This window comes from Stenotrophomonas sp. YJH_SMC_80 (assembly GCF_059372495.1).
Genome location: NZ_JCAFVP010000001.1, coordinates 196,902 through 215,952 on the forward strand (window position 1 = coordinate 196,902; position 19,051 = coordinate 215,952).

Below are 19,051 nucleotides of genomic sequence, written 5' to 3' on the forward strand. Positions count from 1 at the left end.
GGCGTGTCTCCTACACCTTCTCGACCTTGACCAGGATGCACTTCGATTCGGGCGTCTGCGAGTTGCCGTCACCGATGGCGTTGGTCAGCGTATTGGCGATGTATCCGGGCTTGGCCGCACCGAGGAAGCCCCAGTGGATCGGCACGCCCACCTGGTGCACGGTCCGGCCATCGATCTGCAGGGCCTTGATGCGCTTGGTCACCATGGCGACCGCTTCGATGTGGCCGCGCTTGGAACTGACCCGCACGCGGCTGCCGTTGTTGATACCCAGCTCGTCGGCCAACGCCGCGCCGATCTCGACGAACTGCTCGGGCTGGATGATGGCGTTCAACTTGCCGTGCTTGGTCCAGAAGTGGAAATGCTCGGTCAGGCGGTAGGTGGTGGCCACATGCGGGAACTCGTCCGGCGAACCGATCTGTGCGCGATCGCTGGCGAATACGCGGGCGGCCGGGTTGTTCAGCGTCAGTGCCTGGCCGGGGCTGAGCGGGTTGCTGCGCAGCGGTGTATCGAACGGTTCGTAGTGCTCCGGGAACGGGCCTTCGGCCATGCCGGCCTTGGCGAAGAAGCGCGCGATGCCCTCCGGGTTCATGATGAACGGGCCCATTCCGCCGGCGGGATCTTCGTCGGCCTTGAAGTCGGGCACGTCCACGCTGCCCCAGTTTTTCCCGTTCCACGCCAGCAGCGTGCGCCGCGGATCAAATGGCTTTCCGGCGACGTCGCACGAGGCGCGGTTGTACATCACGCGACGATTGGCCGGCCACGCCCAGGCCCAGCCCAGCGTGTTGCCGATGCCGGTGGGGTCGCTGTTGTCACGCCGCGCCATCATGTTGCCGGTCGGGCCCCAGGCACCGATGTAGATCCAGCAGCCGGAGGCGGTGCTGCCGTCGTCGCGCAGGTCGCCGAATGCGGCCAGCTGCTCGCCGGCCTTGCGCACCAGCTTGGTTGGGTCCTTCGGATCGAACACGTCGGCCAGCGCCTTGCCGTTGTATTCCATCGCCAGTTCTTCGGGCGTGGGTACCTCAGGGTTGGCGTAGTTCCAGGCCAGGTCGCGCACCGGCTCCCACCACGCACCGCCGTCCTTCTCGTACATCGCTTTGATGCGATGGAACAGCTCGGACATGATCTCGATGTCGCTGCGTGCTTCTCCTGGTGGGTTGGCACCCTTCCAGTGCCACTGCAGCCAGCGCGAGGAATTCACCACCGCGCCGTTCTCCTCGGCGAAGGAGGTGGTCGGCAGGCGGAATACTTCGGTCTGGATCGTGCTCGGGTCGACGTCGTTCAACGCACCGTGGTTCTGCCAGAAGGCGATGGTCTCGGTTTCCAGCGGGTCCATGCTGACCATGAACTTCAGCTTGGAGAACGCGCTGATCAGCTTGCCCTTGTTCGGCGCCGAGGCCAGCGGATTGAAGCCCTGACAGATGTAGCCGTGGATCTTGCCTTCGTTCATCAGCTCGTACGCCTGCAGCATGTCGTACGGCTTGTCGAGCTTGGGCAGGTAATCGAAACACCAGTTGTTGTCGGCGGTGGCGGCGTCACCCCACCACGATTTCATCAGGCTGACGTGGAACTTCGGGTAGTTCTGCCAGAACGACATCTGGTTGGCGCGCAGCGGCTTCTGCGTGCGCTTGGCGATGTAGGCCTCGTAGTCCTGCTCGTCCTGTTTCGGCAGGGTCAGGTAGCCGGGCAGCAGGTCGGACATCAGGCCGATGTCGGTCAGGCCCTGGATGTTGGAATGCCCGCGCAAGGCGTTCATGCCGCCACCGGCCACGCCGATGTTGCCCAGCAGCAGCTGCACCATGGTGCCGGCACGCACGTTCTGCGCGCCGATCGAGTGCTGCGTCCAGCCCAGCGCGTACAGGATGGTCATCGCCTTGTCCTTGCCGGCGGTGGACGCGATCATGTCCCAGATCTGGCGGATGCTGTCGGCCGGCGTGCCGCAGATGCGTTCGACCATCTCCACCGTGTAGCGCGCATAGTGCTGCTTGAGCAGGTTGTAGACGCAGCGCGGGTCCTTCAGCGTCGGGTCGCTGCGCACGAAGCCATCATCACCGTAGGCGTAGTCCCAGCTGGAGCGGTCGTAGCTGCGCTTCTCTTCGTTGTAGCCCGAATACAGGCCGTCCTTGAAGGCGAACTCGTCCTTCACCAGGAACGACATGTCGGTGTAGTTCAGCACGTACTCGTGCTGGATGCGGTCCTCGGTCAGCAGGTAGTTGATCAGGCCCCCCAGGAACACGATGTCGGTACCGGTGCGGATCGGCGCGTACACGTCGGCCACCGCGGCCGAGCGGTTGAATCGCGGATCGACCACGATCAGGCGTGCCTTGTTGTGTGCCTTGGCCTCGGTCACCCATTTGAACCCGCACGGGTGCGCCTCGGCGGCATTGCCACCCATGATCAGGATCAGGTCGGCATTCTTGATGTCGACCCAGTGATTCGTCATCGCACCACGGCCTAGCGTCGGGGCAAGACCTGCCACCGTCGGGCCGTGTCAGACACGTGCCTGGTTGTCGAATGCCAACATGCCAAGGGAGCGCACGACCTTGTGGGTCAGCACCGCGGTTTCATTGCTGGTGGCCGAGGCCGCCAGCATGCCGGTGGTCAGCCAGCGGTTGACCGTCTGCCCGGCCTCGTTCTTCTGCACGAAGTTGGCATCGCGGTCTTCCTTCATCAGCCGCGCGATGCGGTCCAGCGCATCGTCCCAGCTCAGCCGCTTCCACTCGTTCGAGCCCGGCGCGCGGTACTCGGGGTAGAGCAGGCGCGACTTGCTGTGGATGATGTCGGCCAGGCCGGCGCCCTTCGGGCACAGCGTGCCGCGGTTCACCGGATGGTCCGGGTCGCCTTCGATATGGAAGATGCTCGGCTCGGCGTTCTTGGCACCATCGCCGAGGCTGTACATCAGGATGCCGCAGGCCACCGAACAGTAGGTACAGGTGTTGCGGGTCTCGGTCGCGCGGGTCAGCTTGTACTGCCTGACCTCCGCGAGCGCGATGCCGGGCGCGAAGCCCATCAATGCCAGGCTGGAGCCGACCAGGGTTGTCCCGGTCACTTTCAGGAACTGGCGGCGGCTCATCGATGGCATGCCGTTCTCCTGGGATGGCGGGGAGGCGCAGGCCTCCGGGCTGTCGTTGGGTACGGCCCGGTTATAGCACAGGCCCCCGTACGCCCATGTGGCACAAGGCCCGGCGCCCGCCAGACGGGCGCGCGACGGGGCCGCTCTGGTAAAGTTGCGTGCCCGCCCCCCGGGGAAAGCGTCTGCCGGGCCTGGTTCCAGGATGTTCCGCGCAGCCCCCGCCGTCCTGGCGCGATCCTCCGCGCCGGATCTGGAACACCGAGGAAAAATTTTGCGAAATCAACCCGTTGGATCCCCCGCATGAGCGCCGCGTCGAAGCCGTCGGACGCCGTTGCGCGCGGCACGCTGTACATCGTTGCCGCCCCGTCCGGTGCCGGCAAGAGCAGCATCGTCAATGCCACCCTGGCGCGTGACCCGCAGATCGCCCTGTCGATCTCCTTCACCTCGCGCGCGATGCGCCCGGGTGAAGTGAACGGCCAGCACTACCATTTCGTCTCTGCGGAGAGGTTCGAGGAAATGATCGCCGCCGGCGACTTCTTCGAGCATGCCTGGGTGCACGGCGACTGGAAGGGCACCGCCCGGCAGTCGGTGGAGCCGCAGCTGGCCGCCGGCCAGGACGTGCTGCTGGAAATCGACTGGCAGGGTGCGCAGCAGGTGCGCCAGCTGGTGCCGGGCACGGTCACCGTGTTCATCCTGCCGCCGTCCAAGCAGGCCCTGCAGGACCGCATGCGCAAGCGCGGCCAGGACAGCGAGGCGGTCATCGCCCAGCGCCTGGGCGCGGCACGCGATGAAATGCTGCACTTCAACGAGTTCGACTACGTCATCGTCAACGAGGTGTTCGACACCGCCGTGGACGAGCTGTGCGCCATCTTCACCGCCAGCCGCCTGCGCCGGGAGGCCCAGAAGGTCCGCCACGCCGGCCTGATCCAGGCCCTGCTGACCCCAGATCCGGGTGCAACTGACTGATTCCAAAAGAATCGGGTGGGGGTTGGCTTGATTTTGTCCAGCCCCTGCCAGTACACTCCGTCCCCTTTCCCTCATTCGACTGAGCGGCCGACCGGTCGCCGGGAGCCCGTATGGCCCGCATCACCGTAGAAGATTGCCTGGAAGTCGTTAACAACCGTTTCGAACTGGTCATGATGGCTTCCAAGCGTGCCCGCCAGCTCGCCAACGGCGTGCAGGCCACGCTGGACAACAGCGAGACCGAGGACAAGCCGACCGTGCTGGCGCTGCGCGAAATCGCCGCCCGCAAGATCGACAACGCGCTGATCGACGAAGTCGAGAAGGCCGAGCGTGAGCGCGCCGAGCGCGAAGCGCTGGAGTGGGCTGCCGCCGAAGTGGTCGCCGACGAAGACATGTCCAAGAACGACGATTGATCGCATCGATCAACGTCATTGCTGGATCGCCGAACAGCCCGCCCCGTGCGGGCTGTTTCGCATTCAGGATTTGCCGTAAACGTCGCGCTGGAATAGGCTTCGGGCATGAACCCAGGCCCCACTGCCAAGGTCGCCGCAGCCCCCGCTGCCGCCGTACCCGACTACGTCCTCCAGCTTGAACGCGCCGCCCATTACCTGCCGCCGGAACAGCTGCCGCTGCTGCGCCGTGCCTGGGAAGTCGGTGCCTCCGCGCACGCTGGGCAGACGCGCAAGTCGGGCGAGCCCTATATCACCCATCCGGTGGCCGTGGCCCAGGTGCTGGCCGAGCTCGGCCTGGACGTGGAAGCGCTGATCGCCGCGATCCTGCACGACACCATCGAAGACACCCCGCTCACCCGCGAGGCGCTGGCTGCCGAGTTCGGCGAAGCCGTGGCCGAACTGGTCGACGGCGTCACCAAGCTGGACAAGCTGAAGTTCCGCGACCGCCAGGAAGCGGCCGCCGAGAGCTTCCGCAAGATGCTGCTGGCGATGTCGCGCGACCTGCGCGTGATCATGATCAAGCTGGCCGACCGCCTGCACAACATGCGCACGCTGGGCGCGCAGAGCCGCGAAGCGCGCGGCCGCATCGCCCGCGAGACGCTGGAGATCTACGCGCCCATCGCCCAGCGCCTGGGCATGAGCCTGGTCAAGAGCGAGCTGCAGAACCTCGGCTTCAAGGCGCTCTACCCGTGGCGCCACGCCATCATTGAAAAACACATCCGCAGCCAGCCGGTGGTGCGCCGCGAGGCGATGGCGCAGGTGGAAGTGCAGCTGTCGCAGCGCCTGGCCAAGGAGGGGATCGAGCATCGGCTGATCAGCCGCATCAAGACCCCGTGGAGCATCTACAACAAGATGCGCGACGAGAACAAATCCTTCGACCAGGTGATGGACGTGTTCGGCTTCCGCCTGGTCGTGCGCAGCGTGCCCAGCTGTTACCACGCGCTGGGTTCGGTGCATGCCACCTTCAAACCGCTGGATGGCCGCTTCCGCGATTTCATCGCCATTCCCAAGGCCAACGGCTACCAGTCGCTGCACACCGTGCTGTTCGGGCCGTACGGCTCGCCGATCGAAGTGCAGATCCGTACCGAGGAAATGGACCTGATCGCCGAGCGCGGCGTGGCCGCGCACTGGACCTACAAGTTTGGTGGCGATTCGCCCAACAGCGCGCAGAGCCGTGCCCACGCCTGGATCGTCGAGCTGATCGACTCGCAGCGCGCTGCCGGCTCCTCGCTGGAGTTCCTCGACAACGTCAAGGTCGACCTGTTCCCGGACGAGGTCTACCTGTTCACGCCGAAGGGCAAGATCCTGGCCCTGCCGCGCAATTCCACCGCGCTCGATTTCGCCTACGCCGTGCATACCGATGTCGGCAACATGGCGGTGGCCTCGCGCGTTGACAAGAAACTGGTGCCACTGCGCACCAAGCTGGTGTCGGGGCAGTCGGTGGAGATCATCACCGCACGCTCGGCCACGCCGAAACCGCAGTGGCTGGAATTCGTGGTCACCAGCAAGGCGCGCACTGCCATCCGCCACCAGCTCAAGCAGCTGGAGCACGAAGATGCCGTGCAGCTCGGCCACCGCATGCTCGACCGTGCGCTGGAGGCGATGGATTCGTCGCTGGAACGGCTGCCGAAGGGGCGCCTGGATGCGTTCCTGGCCGAGCACCGTTTCCCGCGTCTGGAGGCGCTGCTGGCCGAGGTGGCGCTGGGCAACTGGATGCCGACCCAGGCCGCGCAGGCGCTGATGGCCTACGCCGAACTGCGTGGCGGCCCGCATTCGCGCCACCATTCGCAGGAAAAGATCCTGATCAACGGCAGCGAGCGCGGCGTGGTCACCTTCGCCGGCTGCTGCCAGCCGATTCCCGGCGACGAGATCATGGGCTACCACACCGCCGGCAAGGGCATCGTGGTGCACCGCATGGACTGCCCGAACCTGGCCGAGCTGCGCAAGTCGCCCGAGCGCTGGGTGCCGATCGGCTGGGACACCACCGTCTCCGGCGACTACGACACTTCGCTGGTGGTGGAAGTGGAGAACGGCACCGGCGTGCTGGCGCAGCTGGCCGCTGCCATCGCCCAGAGCCATTCCAACATCGAGCGCGTGGACTACCTGGACCGCGACTTCAACGCCGCCGTGCTGGCGTTCAATATCCAGGTACGCGACCGCAACCACCTGGCCGAGGTGATGCGCCGCCTGCGCCGCCTGTCGGTTGTGCAGTCGGTACGCCGCCAGTAGGTCCTGCGCGGACCGGTAGTGCCGGCCGCTGGCCGGCAACCCATGGATCCTCGACGGCGTCGCGATTGCCGGCCAACGGCCGGCACTACCGGAGCGGTGCGGTAGATCCACGCCATGCGTGGATGCACCCCCAGCCGGTACAATCACCGCTCTGTTTTCCCCCAAGCACCGGAGCGACCCATGTCCCGCCAGATCATCAACACCGAAAAGGCCCCCGCCGCCATCGGCCCGTACTCGCAGGCCGTGCGCGCCGGCAACACCGTGTACTTCTCCGGCCAGATCCCGCTCGACCCGGCCACCGGCGACATCGTCGGCGCCGGCGACGTCGAAGCACAGGCCCGCCGCGCCTTCGACAACCTCAAGGCCGTGGCCGAAGCCGCTGGCGGCTCGCTGGACAAGGTCGTGCGTCTGGGCCTGTACCTGACCGATCTGGGCGAGTTCGCCAAGGTCAACGCGGTCATGCAGGACTACTTTCAGGCCCCGTACCCGGCCCGTTCCACCATCGAAGTCTCCGGCCTGCCCAAGGGCGCCAACTTCGAGGTCGACGCGGTGATGGTCATCGACTGACCGCCACGTGGCACGCAAGGCGGCGGTCACCCCGGTCCTGTCACCGTCCGGCGAAGCATCCCTGGCGATGCTCGCGGGCGTCGGTCCGGCCGTGGCCGCCAAACTGCAGGCGCGTGGCCTGGCCACCCTGCAGGATCTCTGGCTTCATCTGCCGCTGCGCTATGAAGACCGGACCCGGCTGACCCGCATCGAAGACCTGCGCAACGGCGTACCGGCGCAGGTGGAAGGGCGGGTGGTCGCGGTCGAGCGCGGCATGCGCTACCGGCCGATGCTGAAAGTGGCGGTGGAAGACGAAGGGCGGGGCACTTTGGTGCTGCGCTTCTTCCACTTCCGCCAGCAGCAGGTCGGCCAGTTCGCGGTCGGCAATCGGCTGCGCTGCTTCGGCACGCCCAAACCGGGCCAGCTCGGCCTGGAAATCGTCCACCCCAGCTACCAGGTGCTGGGCCGCAACGACGATCCCGAACTCGGCGACCGCCTCGACCCGGTGTATCCCACCGTCGAAGGCGTCGGTCCGATGACCATGCGCAAGCTGATCGGCCAGGCGCTGGACCGCCTGCCCGAGGAAAGCGCGCTGGAACTGCTGCCCAGCGGCTGGCTCGATGGCCTCGGCCTGCCGTCACTGCGCAGCGCGCTGCTGACCGTGCACCGGCCGCCACCAGATGCCGATCTGGCCGCGCTGGCCGCCGGCACCCACCCGGCGCAGCGCCGCCTGGCGATGGAAGAGCTGCTGGCCCACCACCTCAGCCTGCGTCGCCAGCGCATCGCGTTGCAGGCGCACCATGCGCCGCCGCTGGCCGGCCCCGGCAAACTGGCCAAGGCGCTGCTGAAGCAGCTGCCGTTCGCCCTGACCGGCGCACAGGCGCGCGTGTTCAAGCAGATCCGCGAGGACCTCGCGCGGCCCAGCCCGATGCTGCGGCTGGTGCAGGGCGATGTGGGCTCCGGCAAGACCGTGGTCGCCGCGCTGGCGGCGATGCTGGCGGTGGAGCAGGGCAAGCAGGTTGCATTGGCTGCGCCCACCGAACTGCTGGCCGAACAGCATCTCAACAACCTGCGCGGCTGGCTGGAACCGCTCGGTGTGCGCATCGCCTGGCTGGCCGGCAAAGTCACCGGCAAGGCGCGCGCCAAGGTGATGGAGCAGGTCGCCAGCGGCGAAGCGCAGGTGGTGGTCGGTACCCACGCGCTGATGCAGGAGGCGGTGGTGTTCCAGGATCTGGCGCTCGCCATCGTCGACGAGCAGCACCGCTTCGGCGTGCACCAGCGCTTGGCGCTGCGCGACAAGGGCGCGGGCGGCAACAGCGTGCCACACCAGCTGGTGATGACCGCCACGCCGATTCCGCGCACGCTGGCGATGTCCGAATACGCGGACCTGGATGTGTCGGCCATCGACGAACTGCCGCCGGGCCGTACCCCGGTGCAGACCGTCGCGCTCAACAACGATCGTCGTCCCGAGCTGATCGAGCGCATCGCACTGGCCTGCCAGGAAGGGCGGCAGGTGTACTGGGTGTGCACCCTCATCGAGGAAAGCGAAGAACTGGATGCCACCCCGGCGCAGGCCACCTACGAATCGCTGCAGGCGCTGTTGCCGGGCGTGCGCGTGGGGCTGGTGCATGGCCGCCTGAAAGCCGCCGAAAAGCTGGCGACGATGGTGGCGTTCAAGGCCGGCGACATCGACCTGCTGGTGGCGACCACGGTAATTGAAGTGGGCGTGGATGTGCCGAACGCCTCGCTGATGGTGATCGAGAACGCCGAGCGCCTGGGCCTGGCCCAGCTGCACCAGCTGCGCGGCCGCGTCGGCCGTGGTTCTGCGGTATCGCGCTGCGTGCTGCTGTACCAGGCCCCGCTTTCGCAGATGGCACGCGAGCGCCTGCAGACCATGCGCGAAACCAACGATGGATTCGTCATCGCCGAAAAGGATCTGGAACTGCGCGGCCCCGGCGAACTGCTGGGTACCCGGCAGACCGGCCTGGCCGGTTTCCGCATCGCCGACCTGGCCCGCGACGCCGGCCTGCTGCCCGGCGTGCATGACCTGGCCGAGCGCCTGCTGGACCAGCAACCCGCGCTGGCCGATCGTGTGGTGCAGCGCTGGATCGGCACCGCCGTGCGTTACGCCTCGGCGTAGCGCCACCTTGATGTGTGTGGACCTTGGTCCACGCATCCACGCATCCACGCATCCACGCGTGGCGTGGATCTACTCCATGTTCATCCACGCATTGCATGGATGTGTCGACCAAGGTCGACACCCACCAACAGCCGCGAAAAACTGTCGAAGGCGGGGTGGGTCCGGTTGCGGGGGTGTCCGCGGCATGGATGCCGCGGCCAAGCCCCCAAGGATGGGTTTACGGCGTCCCCCGCAACCGGACCCACCCCGCCATCCCCCAGGAAACCCGCTTTTGCCGTTGCTCTGGCGTTTGTCGTTGATTCGGCGGGTGCAGGGCGCAGCCCTGCCGAACCCCAACCCCCGTACTTGCAACGGTCATCATCCCGGTCCACACTTCGTTGCCGATCTGAAGACGGCAACGATGACCCACAAGATCCCCCTGTTGATCGACACCGACCCCGGTGTGGACGACGCCCTGGCCCTGCTGATGGCCTTTGCCGACGAGCGGCATGACGTGGTCGCCCTGACCATCGCCGCCGGCAATGTCGGCCTGCAGTACACCGTCCGCAACGCCCTCAAGCTCTGCGACATCGTCGGCCGCACCGACGTACCGGTGTTTGCCGGCAGCCCGGATCCGCTGCTGCATCCCTCCGTTGACGCTGCCCACGTGCATGGCCGTGACGGCTACGGCGACGTGGACCTGCCGCCGCCGAGCCGCCAGGCTGAAGCCGAACACGCCGCACTGGCCATCCTGCGCCTGTCGCACGAGCACGCCGGCGAACTGATGCTGGTGATGCTGGGCCCGCTGACCAACCTTGCCCTGGCACTGAAGCTGGACCCGACCCTGCCCGAGCGCATCAAGCGCATCGTGGTGATGGGCGGCGCGGTCACCTGCCACGGCAACATCACCCCGGCGGCCGAATTCAACATTGCGTTCGACCCAGAAGCGGCGCACGTGGTGTTCACCTCGTTCAAGCACCTGCTGGTGTCGGACTGGGAAGCCACCGTCGCCCATGGCCTGCCGCTGCAGGACGCCGAGAAGTGGCTGCAGGCCGATTCCGATCGCGCCCGCTTCTACGAACTGATCTCGCGCAAGACCCGTGGCCTGTCCGAAGACAGCAAGGGCGGGCGCTGGTACACCGCCGATGCGGTGGCCATGGCCTGGGCGCTGAACCCCGAAGGGCAGCTGCGGGTCGAGTCGCGCCCGCTGAACGTGGAGCTGAACGGCACGTTCAGCCGCGGCGCCACCATCGTTGATTGGAACCGCCAGACCGGCCAGCCGGACAACTGCGATCTGCTGATGGCCTACGACCAGCAGCGTTTCGAGGCCCTGGTGCGCCAGGCCCTGGGTGCGGACTGACGTCGATTGACCGGCACCGGTTGCCCCGGGCGGCAACCGGTGCTTATAATGCCGCTCTTGACCACCAGCCCATTTACGGTGTGAGCCCATGAAGGCCGATATCCATCCGAACTACCGCGACGTCGTCTTCCATGACGTCACCTCCGATTTCAAGATCCTGACCCGCTCGACCATGGCGACGAAGGAAACCATCCAGTGGGAAGACGGCAACGAATACCCGCTGGTCAAGGTTGAAATTTCCTCGGCTTCGCACCCGTTCTACACGGGCAAGCACAAGGTCATCGACACCTCGGGCCGTATCGACAAGTTCCAGAAGCGCTACGCGCGCTGATCTGTCGATCCAGCTTCGAACCAACGGCCGCGCTCTGCGCGGCCGTTTGTTTTTCCCCAACGCCAACCCAACGGGCGTTTGGATGGGCGGAACACTGCGTTCGTGTGACAACGCTTTTGCCGATCCGGGCCGCTCAACGGCCGGTGTCTGGCTGCCTGTCGTATACGACTTCTGTCTAGCGCCGGGCAAATGCTGCTGTGCGATAATGACCTGATCCCCGGCACAGGCCGAGGACGTCATTCACGTGCCTGACCAATGCGCTTGGGCAGGCGCCTTCCCATGAAGGAGCGCACACAGTGTCCGATCTTGATCAGGTCACGCTCAACGCCGGCGACAAGTCGGTCGTTCTGCCCGTCATCAAACCCACCCTTGGCAACGACTGCGTCGACATCGCGAAGCTGACCAAGGAAACGGGGTTCTTCACCTACGATTCCGGCTTCACCGCGACGGCCAGCTGCAAGTCCGCCATCACCTACATCGACGGCGACAAGGGCGTGCTGCTGTACCGCGGCTACCCGATCGAACAGCTGTCGGAAAAGTCGAGCTACGTCGAAGTGGCCTACCTGCTGATCAACGGCGAGCGCCCGAGCGCCGAGCAGCTGAAGGCCTTCACCGATGAGCTGACCGCCGAAGCCAACGTCGATGAGTCGATCAACACCCTGATCGGCAGCTTCGCCAAGGATGCCCATCCGATGGCCATCCTGGCCGCTGCAATCGCGCAGCTGTCGGCCATCTACCACGACTCGCTGGACCTGTCCGACGCCGAACAGCGCCGCCAGGCCGCCGTGCGCCTGATCGCCAAGGTGCCGACCCTGTCGGCGCTGATCTACCGCCACGGCAAGGGCCTGCCGGCCAACAAGCCGGACACCTCGCTGGACTACGTCAGCCGCTTCCTGAAGCAGACCTTCGAGTCCGCTGACGGCCAGTACGATCTGAACCCGGACGTGGTGAAGGCGCTGGACCTGCTGTTCATCCTGCACGCCGACCACGAGCAGAACGCCTCGACCTCGACGGTGCGTCTGGTCGGTTCGACCGGTGCCAACCCGTACGCGTCGGTCGCTGCGGGTGTCACCGCGCTGTGGGGTCCGGCCCACGGTGGTGCCAACGAAGCCGTGCTGAAGATGCTGGAAGAAATCGGCAGCGCCGACAACGTCGAGTCCGCCGTGGTCAAGGCCAAGGACAAGACCTCCGGCTTCCGCCTGATGGGCTTCGGCCACCGCGTCTACAAGAACTTCGACCCGCGCGCCAAGGTCATCGGCGAGATGACCAGCAAGGTGCTCAAGCAGCTGGGCGTGCAGGATCCGCTGCTGGACGTGGCCGTGAAGCTGGAACAGGCCGCGCTGCAGGACGAGTACTTCGTCGCCCGCAAGCTGTACCCGAACGTCGATTTCTACAGCGGCATCATCTACAAGGCGCTGCAGATCCCGACCGAAATGTTCACCGTCATGTTCGCCCTGGGCCGTACCTCCGGCTGGGTCTCGCATTGGCTGGAACAGCAGGTTGATCCGGAAATGAAGATCGGCCGTCCGCGCCAGGTCTACACCGGCAGCGACGTGCGCGACTACCAGGGCTGATCGCCCCGCGTAGGTTGTGCCGAGAACGCCCCGCATCCGCGGGGCGTTTTTTTTGGAGCGGACCTGGTAGGTGCGGACCGTTGGTCCGCACGATTTCGGCGCCCGCGAAAAATCATCCACGCATGGCGCGGATCTACCACCGCAACCGCCTTCGGTAGGTGCCAACCTTGGTTGGCACGCTTTCCCATCCACGCACGGCGTGGATCTACCACCGCAACCGCCTTCGGTAGGTGCCAACCTTGGTTGGCACGCTCTCCCATCCACGCATGGCGCGGATCTACCACCGCAACCGCCTTCGGTAGGTGCCAACCTTGGTTGGCACGCGCTTCATCGCGCCAAGACCGCGTGATTCAAGGGTCTCGCCAGCTTCACAAGCGCTCGCGCAGCCTCAGGACGCCAGCTGCATCCGCAGCACCTGAAATGGAGCGTCCATCCCGATGAGTACCCGATTCGACCCACCCCAGCGCGGACCGCTCGGCCCTGACGTCGCCGCCGTCGTCACCGCCCCGATCGTCGCCCCTCCCAGCGAAAGCGCCGTTTCCTGGGGCGCGATCTTCGCTGGCGCCACCGCTGCCGCTGCACTCTCCCTCATCCTGCTGATCCTCGGTGTTGGCCTCGGCCTGTCGTCGGTGTCGCCATGGTCGTTCGAAGGCGTCAGCAAAGAGACCTTCGGTTGGTCCAGCATCATCTGGCTCACCTTCACCGCATTGGCCGCGTCCGGCCTGGGTGGCTATCTGGCGGGCCGCCTGCGTACCAAGTGGACGCAGATCCATGGCGATGAAACCTATTTCCGCGATACCGCGCATGGCTTCGTGTCGTGGGCGGTGGCCACGCTGCTGACCGCGGGCCTGCTCACATCGGCCATCGGTGGCGTGCTGGGCGCCGGCGCAAAGGTGGCCGGTGCCGCCGCAGGCGCTGCCGCATCCACGGCCAGTGTTGCCGCAGCGGGCGCGGGCAGCACTGCTGCGGCGGCCCCGGAAGGCGACCTCAACTACTGGGTGGATTCGCTGTTCCGCAGCACGACCAGCGCAGGGCCGACTGCTCCTGCAGCGCCGCCGCCGGGTGCACCGATGGATCCGAATGCCGCCCCGCCGCCGCGCCCGATGCCGGGTAATGGTCCGATGGGCGACCGCCGCGAAGTGCGTGCCGAAGTGAACCGCATCATCGTCAACAGCCTGCAGGGAGACGGCCTGGACCCGGACGACACCCAGTACCTGGCGCAGCTGATCGCGCGCGAAACCGGCATGAGCCCGGCCGAAGCGCAGGCGCGCGTGACCGATGTGCAGACGCGCATGCGTACGGCGCTGGAAAAGGCCAGGAAGACCGCCAAGCAGGCCGCCGACGATGCCCGAAAGGCGACCGCCTATGCCGCGTTGTGGCTGTTCATCACCCTGCTGATCGGTGCGTTCTTCGCCAGCCTCAGCGCCACTTGGGGCGGCCGCCGCCGCGACCTGTAACCCGCCTTCCACGCAAGGAGACCTGCAATGAAAATGATTCTTCTCTGGTTGTTGGGCGTACCGATTCCGCTGCTGATCCTGTACGCGATCTTCTTCTGATCGTGCGCCAACACGATGTGTCATCAGGCCGCCGAAAGGCGGCCTGATGCCATCCAGCAGATTCACGCCATGCGTGGATGACCCCTTGTAGAGTCGAGCCGTACTCGACTCACGCGCGCAGCGCGTGTGCTTCGCGCAGTGTCGGAAGAGCAGTCGACTAACAGTTGACTCTACAAACTCAAGGCAATGAGGTTTATTGCATTCAAGCAGTGAGGGAGTTTGCATAACCCTCAAACGTTGAACACATTCAAGAATTCTCCTTAACGTTCCACGTTTTAGGAATGCTTGAATGGCCTGCATGGCAATGGATTCCTAACATTCTCTCCGTCGCCCGCAACCACCTCTGCGGGCGGCGCCTCCCTCCCTTTCTCCTTAGGGGAGGGGGGCTTTCATATTCCCCCTGTCCGAGAGAGACACCCATGCACGCCATTCTCAAGAAGGCCGCGCTCGCTGCAGCGCTGGCCACTGCTTCGCTGTCCGCGCACGCGCTGGAAACCAAGATCACCGTCTACGCCGACGTCGACCCGACCCTGGCGCTGCTGCTCGAGGACGGCACCCCGCTGCCGGATACCGTGCAGATGACCCACGATCCGCTGCGCGGCCTGCTGCCGTCCACGCAGCAGGTGCGCATCCACTCCAACGATATCGATAAGGACATCGAAGTTCGCCTCGGCCACGATCCGGTGCTGCTCAATGGCAGCACCCGCGTGCCGCTGGCCGTCAGCCTGAACACCGATGCGCTGACCACTGCGGTCACCGAGTTCAAGGCGGCTGACCTGTTCAACGGCGCCAGCTCGACGCCGGGTGCCTCCATCTCGATGCCGCTGACCATCGCCCAGGCGGGTGCCGGTGGCCCGCTTACGGTCAACGGCCGCTATGAAGGCATGGTCTACATCGTTATGAACCAGAAGCCCTGATCCACGGCTTCCCCGCGCCGGTCCGCATTCCGGGCCGGCCGCTTCTGCAGCGATACCCCCATGACCCCACACGCCCCCGCCGTTACCCGGCTGGCGGTCGCGCTCGCCCTGGCAATGGCTGCTCCTCTGGTCGCAGCCCACGGCGTCCCCGCCGGCTTCGAGGATCTGGTTGAAGGCCAGACCGAACAACTCGACATCCAGCTGTTCGGCCGCTCGGCCGGGCTGTCGCCGGTGCGCGTGACGCTGGAGCACGTGCAGCTGGAAGACCCCGCGCACGTGCTGCAGGCGCTGGACCTGCCTGCCGATGCACAGGCAGCCTTGCTGCCGGCGTTGTCGCAACCACTGCCGCGCAACAGCCACCTGGCCTGCCGCTTCGGTGGCGCCACGGCCGGCTGCGGTTATCTCGACCCACCCGAAGACCCCACCGCGGCGCGCGCGCTGTATGACGAAGGCGAGGGCGCCGTGCGCCTGTTCGTGGCGCGGCAGTGGATTCCGGGAGAGCCGGCCGCTGAGCGTTACCACACGGTCACGGCCAACGCCGAAAACGCCTTCCTGCACCAGCAGACGCTCAACGTCAGCGGCGGCCGCGACTACCAGGCGCTGTCCGCGCGCGGCGTGGGCACACTGGGCCTGTTCGATCGCGGCCACCTGTCCGCCGACTGGTACTACACCCAGCAGCGTTACCGCAGCCGAAGCGACGACGACTTCCAGTTCGACAACGTCTACTACCGCCATGACCTGGGGCAGGCGCACTACCTGCAGGCCGGGCGCATGGACCGCCGCAACCTGTCCAGCCCGCAGGGTGGCACTTTCAGCTTCAGCATGTTGCCGCTGGACCGTTTCCAAGGCGCGCGCGTGGGCACCACCCAGGCCTACGTGGACACCGATGCCGCCGTGCAGGCCACGCCGCTGACGGTGCTGCTGGCGCGCGACGCACGCGTCGATGTGTTCGACGGCGAGCGACTGCTGCAGACTTTCTACCTGCAGGCGGGCATCAACCAGATCGACACCCGCAATTTCCCGTTCGGCAACTACCTGGTGCGCATGCGCATCTACGAGGACGGTGTGCTGGTGCGCACCGAGGAGGCGCCGTTCGACAAGGGCGGCGACTGGACCAACAGCCAGTGGCAGTGGTTCGTGCAGGGCGGCCGCCGCAACGAGCGCCGCAGCGACCGCTTCGATGGGGAGAGCGTGGCGATGGCCGGCGTGCGCGTGCCGCTGGGCCGCGATGCCGCCCTTACCGCCGGTGCCGCCAACCTCGGCGGCCACAGTTACGGCGAGCTGCGCGTGGACCTGCGTCGCGTGCTGGCCACGCATGAGATGCGCGCCTCGCTCAGCGGCATGCGGGGCAGTGATGGCAGCAATGGCCAGCAGCACCAGCTGTCGTACCGGCGCAAGGCGTCGTGGAATCTCTACCAGCAGCGCATGCGTGGCAAGGCCTGCCAGTTCGAGGCCGATGCGCGCGACCAGCTGGGCTGCACCAACTCGCTCAGCGGCTCGATGTCGCTGCCGTTGGCCGGTGGCAACGCCTACGTGGGCTACACCCGGCGCCAGACCTGGCGCACCGGCTGGCATCGACCCGGGCTCGAGCAGGATCCGTTCTTCGGGCTCGATCCGCTGCTGCCGCCCGGCCCGCTGGAACCGCGCCGCGAGCCCGTGCTCAGCCGCACCTGGCAGGCCAGCTTCAGCCGCAGCCATCGCTGGCAGGACTTCAGCGTGTCCACGCGCGTGGGCCTGTGGCAGCAGCGCAGCACCGACAGCGTGCGCGGCAGCAACGAGCGCGATCGTGGCATCCACTTCAACCTGAGCCTGACCCGCCTGCAGCGCAACCATGACAGCAGTGGCCAGCGTCGCTACGCCGTGGACGTACGCCAGCCGCAGCACCAGCGCCCGGCCATCGACTACAGCGTGGGGCAGAGCCTGCGCCAGGAACGGGATACGCACTATCGCGAGCTGAACGCCGAACTGCGCGCCAACAACAATGACCGCTACAGCGCCTCACTGAGTGGCCAGCTGCAGAACGGCATCGGCAATACCACCGCCAGCATTGCGCACTATCAGCAACGCGGACGCGGCGAGACGGGCTACAGCGGCAGCCACAGTTCCGGCTTCGCACTGGGACGTCGTGGCTTCTACTGGAGTGGCGCCAACGGCGCCGAGGCCGGTCTGGCCGTGCAGGTGGACGGCTCCGACGACGTGGACCTGCGTGGTGTGGCCGCCGAACTGCAGGTGGGCGGACTGCGCCGACAGCGCTTGCAGATCGGCGAGCGTCGGCTGCTGCCGCTGCAGGCCTATCAGTCGCAGCGCGCCGAAGTACAGGATGCAAGCACGCTGGACAGCATCGCCGCCATCCGCGTGACCGGCGTGGGCGGTGCACGGCCGATGTTCCTCACGCCCGGCAAGCTGATGCGCATGCCGGTGCCGATCGAAGTGACCTACACCTTCATCGGCAACGCCAAGGATCTTGCGGGGTCGCCATTGGGCGGTGCCCGCATTCTCAATGCGCCGATGCCTGGCACCAGCGCCAACGGCAGCTTCGTTGCCGATTTCCCGCGTCGCGAAACAACGCTGTACCTGCTGCAGGACGACCGCCTGCTGCATTGCCCGCTGCAGGTGCGCGAGCGCCGCCAGGTGGTGCTGCTGGTCGGCGCCGTGCATTGCGAGCCGCTGGCCGTGGCCCAGCTGCCGCCCGAGATCCGCCAGCAGGCCCGCGTGACCCGCCTGCTGCAGGAGCGCGCATTGATTGCCGCCACGCCCCAGACCGCTGCTGCAGGAGGTACGCCATGAGCCGGCGTTGGATGTGTGTGTTGATGCTGGTGTGTGCGCTGGTGCTGGTGATGCCACGAGCGTGGACGCAGTGGCCGCCGGAGACGCATCCAGCGGACCAGAACAGGGACATCGTGATGAGCTGGGATCGCTCGGCGGTGCCGGGTGACGTGGAGCTGTGGGCGCCGCGGACGGTGCTGGGATTCAGTCATGACCTGGCAATGAAGTACGGGCAAATCCATGTGGTTTGTGGGTCTGCTTCTGATAGTGAGTTTGGGAAGTGCCCGACGGAGAGTGAGCCGAGCATGTCAGGGGGGACAACAGAGATTGCGTTACGTCTCGTTGAGCTGAGGACTGGTCTGCAAACGGAGATTCGTGCGGTAGGAAGCCTGCAGCGGGCTATGTCGGGCTATCGCTGCGCTAGCGATCTCTGGGACAGTGACAAGCGCATTCTGAACGGGTCATTCTGGTTCACCTGTGGCATAGGAAGCGGGGCAGATCAGCCGCTCGGAACCGGCGTCGAGATGATCCTGCCTCAACGCGAAATTTCGCGACTCGTCGCAGGCCATTGGAAGGCCACGATGCGCCTGAACATCAAGGCCGATCCCGCTGCAGCACCCGTCGCCACGGCAACCTTCAACTTCGACTTCACCGTCACCGACTACGACGCGATCTCGATCTACTTCCCCGGCTTCGATGGCATTGCACCACTGGTCAACATGGACCTGCGCTACGACCCCATCCGCAAGATGGTCGGCGGGCGCAAGGAGGTGGACATGTGCCTGTACGACGGCGTGGGTTCGCAGAGCGAGTTCCTCGGCGTTACCGTGCGCGATAGCGGACCGCGACCACCTCCAGGGCGTGACTATGCGGTCTGGCACGGAGATGGCGGCAGTGACGACACCCAGCGCCTCGACTACCAGGTCGGCCTGAAGTACGGCGGAAACCTGCTGGCCATGAAGCACGGGGAGGAACAGCTGCTGCGCGGTATCGACAGCGCGCAGCTACGCCTGGTGATGCTGCCGGGCATCAGTCAGCCCGTGTACTGCGTGCCCACGCCGTTGACGCTGGAAACGCCGCCTACGCCCATCGCCAGCAAACGGCCCGGCCTCTACGACGGCGAGCTGACGGTAGAGCTGCGCGTGCCGACCGCCAAACCCTGATTCCA

General features: G+C 66.2%; 13 protein-coding genes. 12 read left to right on the forward strand and 1 reads right to left on the reverse strand.

Going from position 1 to position 19,051, the window contains the following annotated elements; translation table 11 throughout:
• Nucleotides 1-10: 10 nt before the first annotated feature.
• Nucleotides 11-3,079 carry a formate dehydrogenase-N subunit alpha gene (gene fdnG / locus AC5P99_RS00900; RefSeq protein ID WP_138464127.1) on the reverse strand — a complete coding sequence of 1,023 codons (3,069 nt, stop codon included), beginning with the start codon at nt 3,077-3,079 and terminating at the stop codon, nt 11-13.
• A 291-nt stretch (nt 3,080-3,370) separates the two neighbouring features.
• Between fdnG and gmk the strand changes: the two genes are divergently transcribed.
• From gmk to AC5P99_RS00960, 12 genes are all read left to right on the forward strand, one after another.
• On the forward strand, nt 3,371-4,036 hold the full coding sequence (gene gmk / locus AC5P99_RS00905; RefSeq protein WP_005414359.1) for a guanylate kinase: 666 nt from the start codon (nt 3,371-3,373) through the stop codon (nt 4,034-4,036).
• Nucleotides 4,037-4,146: 110 nt separating this feature from the next.
• Nucleotides 4,147-4,446 (forward strand): DNA-directed RNA polymerase subunit omega, encoded by a 300-nt coding sequence (rpoZ, locus tag AC5P99_RS00910; protein ID WP_005410877.1) that lies wholly within the window; start codon nt 4,147-4,149, stop codon nt 4,444-4,446.
• A 105-nt stretch (nt 4,447-4,551) separates the two neighbouring features.
• Nucleotides 4,552-6,714: a RelA/SpoT family protein gene (locus AC5P99_RS00915; RefSeq protein ID WP_005410876.1), complete on the forward strand. Its 2,163-nt coding sequence runs from the start codon at nt 4,552-4,554 to the stop codon at nt 6,712-6,714.
• A gap of 180 nt (nt 6,715-6,894) precedes the next feature.
• Nucleotides 6,895-7,281 (forward strand): RidA family protein, encoded by a 387-nt coding sequence (locus AC5P99_RS00920; protein ID WP_005410875.1) that lies wholly within the window; start codon nt 6,895-6,897, stop codon nt 7,279-7,281.
• A gap of 7 nt (nt 7,282-7,288) precedes the next feature.
• Complete coding sequence (gene recG / locus AC5P99_RS00925) at nt 7,289-9,400, forward strand: ATP-dependent DNA helicase RecG (protein WP_005410874.1); 2,112 nt, start codon at nt 7,289-7,291, stop codon at nt 9,398-9,400.
• Nucleotides 9,401-9,800: 400 nt separating this feature from the next.
• The gene (locus AC5P99_RS00930) at nt 9,801-10,739 is read left to right on the forward strand and encodes a nucleoside hydrolase (RefSeq protein ID WP_005410872.1); all 939 of its coding nucleotides are present in this window, start codon (nt 9,801-9,803) and stop codon (nt 10,737-10,739) included.
• Between the two features lie 88 nt (nt 10,740-10,827).
• Nucleotides 10,828-11,070 carry a type B 50S ribosomal protein L31 gene (locus AC5P99_RS00935; RefSeq protein ID WP_005410871.1) on the forward strand — a complete coding sequence of 81 codons (243 nt, stop codon included), beginning with the start codon at nt 10,828-10,830 and terminating at the stop codon, nt 11,068-11,070.
• Nucleotides 11,071-11,366: 296 nt separating this feature from the next.
• Complete coding sequence (locus AC5P99_RS00940; protein ID WP_005410870.1) at nt 11,367-12,644, forward strand: citrate synthase; 1,278 nt, start codon at nt 11,367-11,369, stop codon at nt 12,642-12,644.
• Between the two features lie 437 nt (nt 12,645-13,081).
• Nucleotides 13,082-14,101 carry a hypothetical protein gene (locus tag AC5P99_RS00945; protein WP_495212802.1) on the forward strand — a complete coding sequence of 340 codons (1,020 nt, stop codon included), beginning with the start codon at nt 13,082-13,084 and terminating at the stop codon, nt 14,099-14,101.
• Nucleotides 14,102-14,619: 518 nt separating this feature from the next.
• Nucleotides 14,620-15,117, forward strand: coding sequence for a CS1 type fimbrial major subunit (locus AC5P99_RS00950; protein WP_088436878.1), 498 nt, complete (start codon nt 14,620-14,622; stop codon nt 15,115-15,117).
• A 60-nt stretch (nt 15,118-15,177) separates the two neighbouring features.
• Nucleotides 15,178-17,904, forward strand: a complete 2,727-nt coding sequence (locus tag AC5P99_RS00955; RefSeq protein ID WP_495212803.1) for a TcfC E-set like domain-containing protein — start codon at nt 15,178-15,180, stop codon at nt 17,902-17,904.
• Entirely contained in the window at nt 17,901-19,046 is a 1,146-nt protein-coding gene (locus AC5P99_RS00960; RefSeq protein WP_495212804.1) for a CblD like pilus biogenesis initiator family protein, read from the forward strand. The genes AC5P99_RS00955 and AC5P99_RS00960 overlap by 4 nt, the downstream gene beginning before the upstream one ends.
• The last annotated feature ends 5 nt before the right edge of the window (nt 19,047-19,051 follow it).

Bases quoted from the DNA above. Each gene is read 5' to 3' on its own strand.
- gmk (WP_005414359.1), top strand. From the start codon at position 3,371: ATGAGCGCCGCGTCGAAGCCGTCGGACGCCGTTGCGCGCGGCACGCTG.
- rpoZ (WP_005410877.1), top strand. From the start codon at position 4,147: ATGGCCCGCATCACCGTAGAAGATTGCCTGGAAGTCGTTAACAACCGT.
- AC5P99_RS00915 (WP_005410876.1), top strand. From the start codon at position 4,552: ATGAACCCAGGCCCCACTGCCAAGGTCGCCGCAGCCCCCGCTGCCGCC.
- AC5P99_RS00920 (WP_005410875.1), top strand. From the start codon at position 6,895: ATGTCCCGCCAGATCATCAACACCGAAAAGGCCCCCGCCGCCATCGGC.
- AC5P99_RS00930 (WP_005410872.1), top strand. From the start codon at position 9,801: ATGACCCACAAGATCCCCCTGTTGATCGACACCGACCCCGGTGTGGAC.
- AC5P99_RS00935 (WP_005410871.1), top strand. From the start codon at position 10,828: ATGAAGGCCGATATCCATCCGAACTACCGCGACGTCGTCTTCCATGAC.
- AC5P99_RS00945 (WP_495212802.1), top strand. From the start codon at position 13,082: ATGAGTACCCGATTCGACCCACCCCAGCGCGGACCGCTCGGCCCTGAC.
- AC5P99_RS00950 (WP_088436878.1), top strand. From the start codon at position 14,620: ATGCACGCCATTCTCAAGAAGGCCGCGCTCGCTGCAGCGCTGGCCACT.
- AC5P99_RS00955 (WP_495212803.1), top strand. From the start codon at position 15,178: ATGACCCCACACGCCCCCGCCGTTACCCGGCTGGCGGTCGCGCTCGCC.
- AC5P99_RS00960 (WP_495212804.1), top strand. From the start codon at position 17,901: ATGAGCCGGCGTTGGATGTGTGTGTTGATGCTGGTGTGTGCGCTGGTG.